This window comes from Okeania sp. SIO2F5, assembly GCF_010692685.1.
GTDB lineage: Bacteria > Cyanobacteriota > Cyanobacteriia > Cyanobacteriales > Microcoleaceae > Okeania > Okeania hirsuta.
This window is the reverse complement of record NZ_JAAHGU010000057.1, coordinates 35295-41556: the sequence shown is the minus strand read 5'-3', so window position 1 is coordinate 41556 and position 6262 is coordinate 35295. Positions and strand designations below refer to the sequence as shown.

The window sequence follows — 6262 nt, the reverse complement described above, 5'->3', positions numbered from 1 at the left end:
GCAAAAGCTTGGCCAAAAATTTTGTTTGCGCAGCATTCCGCAGGAAAAGAACCTTAGAAAATGCCACAGCCAAGGTCAATCTTTGTTTTGTGAGACTGCTGCTTAAGAGATTGGCGATCGCCTGATTATTGAAAAAAAAGATACCATCAGGGTTCTATAAGAGCAACATTTGATCAATCATGATTCTTGTTGCTTCATCCATAGATCCTCGGCTAGGATTTTCTACAAACTGTCGCCCACAATGAGTACAACGGAAACGAGGTTTACCATCGTGGGTATGTCCATATTTAATGATTTTAGTAGACTGGCACTCAGGACAATTGATCTCCACAAACTTAACTTTATTAACCTATTTGAATATATTACCATTACTATGCAGAACTACCTCTGACTTTTGACTTGCGCGTAGCGCTATACTCATTCTATATAGATATTCTTGAGAGCAATCTTGAATGTAATCGCAATATGAAAAAATGATCGATATTATCTGCCGTCAAACTATGAATGCAGTTAGACTAACTCTAAAACACAATTGAGGATTTTGATATACTTACCCATAAGATCGACATATCAAAATCCTCTATAAACAGGTTTAAAGAAGAATTAAACTTCCGTTTCAAATAAAGCAAGTCGCAGTCGCTCGGTCGCTTCTTCCATTTCAGCTAATGACTCAATGCTAATAACCATGCTACGGTCAATTCCTAAAATTTCTGCTGCTTTAGCCACAGCAGCTTTTTCTTTTTCTTGGTAAACTCCATCAGCTCGACTCATCTTAATCGCTTGGTATAACATGGAACGGCGAAAATTCAGAGGAAAATCGTACTTGATACCACTCAACATATCCTCAATGCTAGCATTTTTCCAATCGAATTTGCGTAGCGTTTCAATGTACTCCGTAGAGTCTACGAACAAAAGTTCTTGTTCATCAATATACCACTGGAATTCTTTTTCTGCTAATTCGCCATCTGCTCCAGCGATCGCCATTAATGCACCACCGTAGTTCACTGCCACATCAAAATCAATTGGTGTACTGATCTTATACCGATGTTCGGCATATTTTGTCGGTTGGAGGCTTTTTCCACCACTCATATTTTACTCCTTTTACTCTATAGTTTTGAGCGTCTTTAACTATATTTGATATTGATTCATTTTGTCAAGTTTATATTGTTCGTATAGCAGGGAACAGGAATTAGTTAATGAACTTGAAAAAGGGCGTTGCTGAGTGGTATAGCAATGTGCGCTGGCATATTTACAAATTACAAGAGGTGTCCAAGAGCTAAAAGTCTTATATTATCGGTTTTTTATTCCCCCTGCTGCCTGTTGCCAGATGAGCTGTTGCCTGCGCACAGCGCTATAATGATTTTGAGATTAACTTTGGGCGCAAAACATCAGTTTTTCAATTTTACCTTCAGCTCATAGACATCTCCAAGAATCAAAAATCAATATCTATATCCCAAAGAAATTATCAATTCTTTCCCCTCCACGGTCGGGGTTAGGGGTGGCTTCCCTACAGCAAAGCTGCCTACTCCCTACTCCCTATGGATGGAGTAGATGTCTAATTATCATTACATTTAAGCAACGCCTGAAAAAGCATGGGGGCAATTCTTTTTATATAGTAGAATTCTCAAGAAACAAGACCCATTACGTCAAATATATTTAGCAGTCAAGCGCAATATTTTTGAAACCTTTTTTAAGGAGGAAGTTGGACAACTTTTATTAGAAGAACCTGGTTTTCGTCTGTTTGTTTTTGATGCCAAGATTGAGGAAATTATTCAATGGAAACCACAAATCAACTCTTAGACCTGGAAAAATGGCGTGAAACACTCATAAAAATTTTGCGGCGTTGCTGAATAAATGTATGATTTCACAGGAAGACCGAGGACTGAGTCAGGAGGACCGAGTCAGCAGAGTAGGTAGAAACAAGTTTTTCGGTGATTAAATTAGGAAGAAATAGGTATAATTTGCAGTATTGTTTTGGCTGAAAATTTACCACTAGTTGAATTTCATACCTCAAATCAGCAACGCCAATTTTGCAATACTACGCCGATCTTCCTTACTGCTATGGTGATGTGAAAACATACACGATCATTAGTAGCGATCGCAACCATTTTCTGTTAGTCCATGAAGGATGGGAGGATAGTCGCCGTGTATATGGTACTATTGTCCATGCTGAAATCCGCAATGATAAAATTTGGATTCACTACGATGGTATTGAAGATGGTACTACGGATGAACTTGTTGGTGCTGGAGTACCGAAGCATAGAATTGTACTTGCTTTTCATCCTCCAGAGATTCGTCAACATAGTGGGTATGGATAAGTCTTTAGGAGTCAGGAGTCAGGACTCAGGACTTAGGACTCAGGAGTTATATCAAATCCGGTAGCATCGGTGTAATTAGATTAAAGAGGGTGGGGAGTAGGGGAGCAGGGCGAGATTAAATTTAGCACCCCAGTTATTGTTAATTATTCTTATGTTTACTTCCCGTTCTCGGACGTTGTATGCAACTTCCCTACTGCTCTACTCCCTCTTTTCTAGAGATGTCCGATCAAAATTCAACAAAATATTAGCAGCTTCATCTAAATCTTTCCCAAAAGAAATTATCCCATCTTCGTGACCTGCCATTACTAATATTTTTTCTACTCCTAACTTCTCCTCATCAAACAAACGAAATATTTCTTTTGCCATTTGTGGAGTACCATAAGGTACTTTTTGATTAGAAGTAGGAACTTTATACATAAGTCCTTGCCAAAGCTGAGAATTATGAATATGAATAATACCCATAATTTCTGGTTGATAATAATAGATAGCAGCATGAGTTAAAGATTCAGAAGAAGCTTTAACAGGTCCGCAACAAGTTAGGCTATTTTCCTCAATATTAAAATCAGTAACTACCGTGTAAAATTCCGGTCCTAAAGTTTCTAAATGGGCGGTTTGAGTGCCAGTAATAATAAACTGATTTGAGTCATTTATTCTCTGACTAACATTACCAAAACCAATGCCATTTTCATAAGCACCAATTAATCCTAACGAGTACATAAAATCTCGCTTTTTCATTAAATCAGTAATGCTATCGCTTGTCACAGGTTCCTCTTTAACCCAATGACAATTATATTTAATTACTCCCTCATCCATAACCATAAATTTAATCGTGAAAAATAACAGTTAATATCATTAATGTAGGTTGGGTTGAATAACAAAACCCAATAGACATCTCCAAAATCAAAAATAAAATCAATTCTTATCCATAAATTATCAATTACTCCCCTCCTGGGAGGGGTTAGGGGTGGGTTCCCTGTTCCCTATTCTCTATTCCCTATTCCCTATTCCCTCTTTTCTGGAGACGTCTAATAGATAAGACATTAGCAAAACTTAGATTATGTCCGCATAGTTTTTCCTGACTATATATAATAGAGTTGTCGCTAAATAGAGGGAAAAAATCGTTCCAACCTAGACAGAGCAATAATTCCCAGATTTTTTGGTTGCCAATAGCTACAATCCTTACAGAACAAAGTTTTTGGGGATTTTTTAAGTTATAAAGCGACAAGTCTAATATCAAATCTGGTTAATTAGGTATAAAAAAATGTTACATCACAAGCGCCATTGCCAAATCTTTCTTGATCTCCCCACATTCTCCTCCTGGGATTTGATCTCCCCAGATTCGCCTCTTGGGAGGGGTTAGGGGTGGGTCTCCACATTCTTTATCTAATTACACCAATGCTACCGGATTTGATATAATTTCTTTGTATAAGTCCAACTTGGTATTTGTTGGGTTAAGCGGGAGCGCAACCCAACCTACTGTATCATAACTAATTAGATGGCTTAATTTTCCGCAGGAACGAAATTTAATGCTTGACCATTCAACTGAGGAAACTCAATAAACACATCTATAAAGTCACCTGTTGCACCATCAAAACGAACCACACTACCAGTACCAGTGCTACTAGCATAGAGATTACCATCTGGTCCAAAACCTAACCCTCTTGGGGCATCCAATATTGGCACTTCCTCTGCATCTAAACCAGCATCAAGTACATCTAACAACGCTCCTGTCTCAACATCATACACGCGAACACTAGCTACCGAATCATCCTGACCAAAAGGAAATTCACTGCTGACATAGATATTGCCATCCAGACCATTAATCACATCTAGGGGACTTAATTCAGGGTCATTGACAAAATTAGGATTCAATACTTGACCCGTAAGACCATCATATTGAATGACTGTTCCACCGCCACCACCTGTTGCTGGGTCGGCACCATTTCCTAAGTAAAAATTGCCATCGGAACCAAATACAAAACCTCTGGGAAAATCTACTAATTCTGAGGGAATAAACTCATCAATAAAATCTCCAGTTTGACCGTTGAAACGTACAATTGAACCTAGCGATCGCGCCCCTACATAATAATTATTATCTGGTCCAAAAACGGCACCTCCACCATTTAATTCGGGAAATTCAGTAAATGTTTCAATGAAGTTTCCTGTAGTGGCATCGAAGCGTAAAACATTGTCATTTCCACCATTAATTAAAACAGTATTAGACCCATCAATTTCTTGTACAATATCTCTGGGGTCGGTTAATCCTCCACCATTAGGAAATTCACCAATTAATCGACCAGTTAAACCATCAAAACGAATGGCTGCATCATTACCATTATTAGCTGCACTTGTAACAACTACATCAAATATTGTGCCGATAAAATTTTGGGAAAATAATCTATTTTCAGCAATGCCAAAATTAACGAAATGTTCGATGGTAGTTAATAAGTTTTGTTGAACTGCATCAGCAACATCTGGATTTTCTTGGAGATAAATATCGGTATTAAATTGAGAATTAGGATCGAGATTTTCAAATTGACCGACTTGAATAAAATGTTGAATGGGAGTGATTGAGTTTTGTTGAACTAAGGCAGCAACATCTGGATTATTGGTTAAATAAAAGTTAGTATCAAAAAAAATACTGGGGTCTCGCCCTTCAAATTGACCGAAGCGAATAAAGTGGTCAAAGCCGCTTTGTACGATGCCATTGTTTACTGCTTCTGCAATTTCGGGGTTAACATTTAGATAAAGGTTTTCATCAAATAAGTCACTAATTTCTAGCATAGGTCATGTATTTATTCGGGATATCTTAGTTATTAATGCACAAGTCTTTTTATTTGGCAAGTTTTTGTATTTTATTGCTTTTTATTTAGCAATAATTGAATAATTTTTGTGGAGATTTTCCTATGTTTATGACTTGCTTGGAAAAAATCAGCAAATCCTATTTAGATATTTTCATTTTTGCATCTTTCTAGATATTTTCAAATTGATAATCTTGAGTTTATTTAATGATGTGCTTTTAGAGCGGGTATCATTGGGGATAAAAAAAAGATAATTCCGTATTTTCTTGCCTCCTTATTGCAGAGTTACTGAAGTCCGCAGTTCCTCCGAAGGAGGCTAACTGATAACTGATAACTGAAATGACCTGTTATAGCAGTCGAAGGAAAGGTTAGGACATATTAAAAGCCTAAAATTCAGACAAAGCAATATTTTTTCTTCTTCCTTCTTCCTTCTTCCTTCTTCCTTCTTCCTTCTTCCTTCTGCTATATTTGATAGATATTTTAAACCAGAATATTTTCCACTCCAGCTATGTTTCCAATTTCTGCTTGTTCAATAATTCTTCTATATTGTAATCTCCACTGCAAAGCATTAGAGATAGTAATATAACCCTGTTGTGGAGGTTCTTTTATTATTCTTTCAGCCAAAATTTCCCTTCCTATTTCATCTAAAGGAAGGTTACGATCTTCTAAAAATCCTATTACATCATCTTGATTACCATTACGACTGATAATTTCTATTAAACCCCGTGTTGTTTGATAATCTCCTGTTTTTTCTTTGGCTACAAATATCGCGCTTTTAAAATTTAAACTTGCTGCTCGTAATTCTTGATTATCTATTTTTTCATACACAAAGACAAGTAGATGATAGCCTAATCCATAAACCTTTTGACTAGCATCTCTAAACGGACAAGATGATTGTGGTTGTCGAATAGAAGTTACCTTCAAATCTACTTCTAATTCTGGAAAATCTATCCCACTAGCTGCACTCCCTGGAGTATATAAATATTTGGATATTAAATATTTATTGAATGCTTGTTCTACATAAGTTCCTATTGCTTTACCATCAGTAATACCGTACAAATCAAAAATTGGTCTAGCAGTTAACTCTCTAACAAAAATTGCTGCCTCAGTTTTAAATAATGATAGTGTCAGTTCTTTCATATA

General features: G+C 36.7%; 7 protein-coding genes and 1 pseudogene. 2 read left to right on the top strand and 6 right to left on the bottom strand.

Annotated elements, in window-relative coordinates; all coding sequences use genetic code 11:
* Positions 1-154 precede the first annotated feature (154 nt).
* Together F6K27_RS18235 and F6K27_RS18230 are read right to left on the bottom strand one after the other, a co-directional pair.
* Positions 155-331, bottom strand: coding sequence for an IS1 family transposase (locus F6K27_RS18235; RefSeq protein ID WP_287277754.1), 177 nt, complete (start codon positions 329-331; stop codon positions 155-157).
* A 272-nt stretch (positions 332-603) separates the two neighbouring features.
* Positions 604-1089, bottom strand: a complete 486-nt coding sequence (locus tag F6K27_RS18230; RefSeq protein WP_287277752.1) for a TerB family tellurite resistance protein — start codon at positions 1087-1089, stop codon at positions 604-606.
* A gap of 507 nt (positions 1090-1596) precedes the next feature.
* On the opposite strand from F6K27_RS18230, the pseudogene F6K27_RS18225 reads away from it, so the two are divergent.
* Both F6K27_RS18225 and F6K27_RS18220 read left to right on the top strand, forming a co-directional pair.
* Positions 1597-1800, top strand: a pseudogene (locus F6K27_RS18225) (element excision factor XisH family protein); the annotation flags it as partial.
* A 227-nt stretch (positions 1801-2027) separates the two neighbouring features.
* The gene (locus F6K27_RS18220; RefSeq protein WP_240039204.1) at positions 2028-2318 is read left to right on the top strand and encodes a XisI protein; all 291 of its coding nucleotides are present in this window, start codon (positions 2028-2030) and stop codon (positions 2316-2318) included.
* Positions 2319-2516: 198 nt separating this feature from the next.
* On the opposite strand, the gene F6K27_RS18215 is transcribed toward F6K27_RS18220, so the two are convergent.
* The 4 genes from F6K27_RS18215 to F6K27_RS18200 all read right to left on the bottom strand — a co-directional run bounded on the left by F6K27_RS18215 (position 2517) and on the right by F6K27_RS18200 (position 6259).
* Positions 2517-3137: a class II aldolase/adducin family protein gene (locus tag F6K27_RS18215; RefSeq protein WP_124147744.1), complete on the bottom strand. Its 621-nt coding sequence runs from the start codon at positions 3135-3137 to the stop codon at positions 2517-2519.
* 428 nt (positions 3138-3565) lie between these two features.
* A complete protein-coding gene (locus tag F6K27_RS18210; RefSeq protein WP_287300902.1) occupies positions 3566-3694 on the bottom strand; it encodes a hypothetical protein in 129 nt (42 codons plus the stop codon).
* A 124-nt stretch (positions 3695-3818) separates the two neighbouring features.
* Complete coding sequence (locus F6K27_RS18205; RefSeq protein WP_287277750.1) at positions 3819-5102, bottom strand: hypothetical protein; 1284 nt, start codon at positions 5100-5102, stop codon at positions 3819-3821.
* Between the two features lie 497 nt (positions 5103-5599).
* A complete protein-coding gene (locus tag F6K27_RS18200) occupies positions 5600-6259 on the bottom strand; it encodes a restriction endonuclease (protein ID WP_287277748.1) in 660 nt (219 codons plus the stop codon).
* Positions 6260-6262 lie beyond the last annotated feature (3 nt).

What these genes read in the sequence shown, in the direction of transcription:
- F6K27_RS18230 (WP_287277752.1), bottom strand. Translation starts at nt 1,089, where the DNA reads ATGAGTGGTGGAAAAAGCCTCCAACCGACAAAATATGCCGAACATCGG.
- F6K27_RS18215 (WP_124147744.1), bottom strand. Translation starts at nt 3,137, where the DNA reads ATGGTTATGGATGAGGGAGTAATTAAATATAATTGTCATTGGGTTAAA.
- F6K27_RS18210 (WP_287300902.1), bottom strand. Translation starts at nt 3,694, where the DNA reads ATGTGGAGACCCACCCCTAACCCCTCCCAAGAGGCGAATCTGGGGAGA.
- F6K27_RS18205 (WP_287277750.1), bottom strand. Translation starts at nt 5,102, where the DNA reads ATGCTAGAAATTAGTGACTTATTTGATGAAAACCTTTATCTAAATGTT.
- F6K27_RS18200 (WP_287277748.1), bottom strand. Translation starts at nt 6,259, where the DNA reads ATGAAAGAACTGACACTATCATTATTTAAAACTGAGGCAGCAATTTTT.